General features: G+C 48.1%; 1 protein-coding gene. It reads left to right on the top strand.

Annotation, left to right across the window (positions count from 1 at the left end; translation table 11 throughout):
* The first annotated feature begins 151 nt into the window (after positions 1–151).
* Complete coding sequence (locus tag RMO27_RS14590; protein ID WP_309733746.1) at positions 152–2,416, top strand: M28 family peptidase; 2,265 nt, start codon at positions 152–154, stop codon at positions 2,414–2,416.
* Positions 2,417–2,558 lie beyond the last annotated feature (142 nt).

A 2,558-nucleotide genomic window follows, 5' to 3' on the forward strand; every position in this document is an offset into this window, starting at 1 on the left:
ATGTTATTTCATCAGGAGTCAACAGACAATGCAGAAATCTAATCTGCTTGGCAAAACCCATTGGAGCCAACGTTTGGTCATCCTGGGGATTATTGTATTCGCAGTCGCGTTGGCGTAGCCTCTCCCGTGGAGAATCGCGCTGTGGCAACTGGTGCCACCCAATGTAATTCCAGCAACGGCACCACTGACCGAATTTTCTGCCGATCGAGCCATGCCGGATCTCAAAGCAATCTCTCAAGCACCGCATCCGATCGGTTCTGCTGCCCATACTGCTGTGCGGGAGTATCTGATGGCTCAATTGAAGGCGATGGGACTGCAACCAGAAATCCAAACTACAACAGTTGTGCAACCTGGTGATGGTGGCTTTTGCGTGGGTCGAGTTAACAACGTGCTGGTGCGAATTTCAGGAAAAGCCAGTACGGGCGCAATCGTCCTCGATGGTCATTATGATGCTGCTGACACTGGGCCAGGAGCTAGTGATTGCGGGTCTTGTGTGGTGACGGGATTGGAAACGCTAAGAGCAATTCGCGCCGGAACGCCTTTGCATAACGATTTGATTTTTGTCTTTGCCGATGGTGAAGAAGTTGGCATGTTGGGCGCACGAGCCTTTGTCACCGAGCATCCCTGGGCGAAGGATGTGAAGCTGGCGATTAATTTTGAAGCATCGGGTAGTCGAGGGGCGGCGGTCATGTACATTACCAGTCGCAACAACCAGCGATTAATCTCCGAATTTGTCAAAGCAGTGCCCTATCCCCGTATGACTTCGTTCTCACCTGCATTTTGGGGTTTATTGCCAGGAGCGCAAATTGGCTGCGATTTAGAGGAGTATACGGCGCGTGGGATCGGTGGATTTGGCTTCTACTATGGGGGTGATACTCCCGCCTACCACACGCTGCGAGATAACGTGACGGAAATCGATCGCCGCAGTATTCAACATAATGGTTCCTACTCGCTTTCCCTCCTCAAACACTTTGGCAATCTGGATTTGAAGACTCTGACAACAACTCAAAATGCAGTTTACTTTAATATCCTGCCCAACGTAGTCGTGCATTATCCAGAAGCACAAGTTTTGCCGTTGGCGATGGTGACGAGCATTCTATTTGTAGCTGTTATTTGGTTTGGATTTCGCGCTCGAAGATTGACACTCAAAGGTATTAGTTTGGGAGCGATCGCGTTTTTACTCAGTGCGATCGGTGTCACGATCCTAGCGATCCTTGGTTGGTGGCTGATGCGAAGTTTGAATCCATCGCTGCAAGTGTTTTTGATTGGCAATTACCAAGCAAATTTATATCACCTTAGTTTTGTGGTGTTAACGGTTGCCACGATGATGGCAATCTACACTTGGTTATACCGACGTTTCCAGATGGACAATTTGGCGATGGGCGCGTTGTTTATCTGGCTATTGTCAACGATCGCGAGTAGTGTATGGTTGCCTGGAGCCAGCTATTTATTCGCTATTCCCCTGTTATGTAATCTGTTGGTCTGGAGCTGGATTTTCTTAACCAGAAATCAGTCCTGGATCGGGATCTTGCTGCTCTCTGTTGCCATCGTTCCTGGCATTGTCTTACTCCTGCCCGTTCAGATCTATTTTGGCTCTTGGATGGCTCGGTTTGAGGGACTGATGAATGCTCCCCTCTCCACACTACAGATGTTTTTCACTGTTCTATTGTGTGGATTATTAATTCCGCAGTTTGGCTTGTTCGCGTCATTTTCTCCTGTCACATCTCGATCGCCTCGCTGGATTGTGCCAGGAAGTACGCTGCTAATCGGTATCATCTTGCTGAGTATCGCTACCTTCAATTCTGGTTTTAGTGCGGCGCATCCTCGCCCTAATACAATGTCATATCTGCTGGATGCCAATCGAGGTCAAGCAAGCTGGGTGAGTAGCGATCGCCATCTCGACCCTTGGAAAGCCCAGATTATGGGTGCCAATGCCCGACAACAGCAGGTTGAATTCGGTTTGTCTCCAGTATCAACCGGATTCAGTGCCCCTGCTCCTTTGATGAATTTGCCCGCTTTGGAAGTTCAGCGTTTAGAACCGCCCACAAGCAGCAAATCAACTCTACGATTGCGGCTAAAATCACCGAGACAAGCCTCGATTGCTTACATCGATCTTACTACACAGGGCACGATCGCACGAGCGGAGATCGATCGTAAACCTCTAGATCTCACATCACTAAATCCTAAACAACGACAAGCATTGAAGTTTATCTTTTTTGGATTGCCGCCAGCAGGAATCGAACTTAATTTAGAATTGACGAACTCTCAATCCGTGCAAATGAAGCTGGAAGATTACACTTGGGGTTTACCCGCGATTGCAGGATCGGCGATTGCCCCCCGTCCTGCCGATCTAATGCCTGCCCCTGGACACCCAGATTACACGATCGTGCGAAAGCAAGTGACCATCTTAAACTAGCACTGTCATTCCCTCAATTTTGAGGATCTCATTAATGGTTTTTAGTTGTGATTTAGATGCCATTATTACAATTTAGTCAATTGAAGGGGCTGTTTGCGCTATCTATTATTGTAATTTATGCCTTTAACTCTTTCTGTCTCTC

The organism is Chamaesiphon sp. OTE_75_metabat_556 (assembly GCF_031378165.1).
In the GTDB taxonomy this organism is placed as follows: Bacteria; Cyanobacteriota; Cyanobacteriia; order Cyanobacteriales; family Chamaesiphonaceae; genus Chamaesiphon.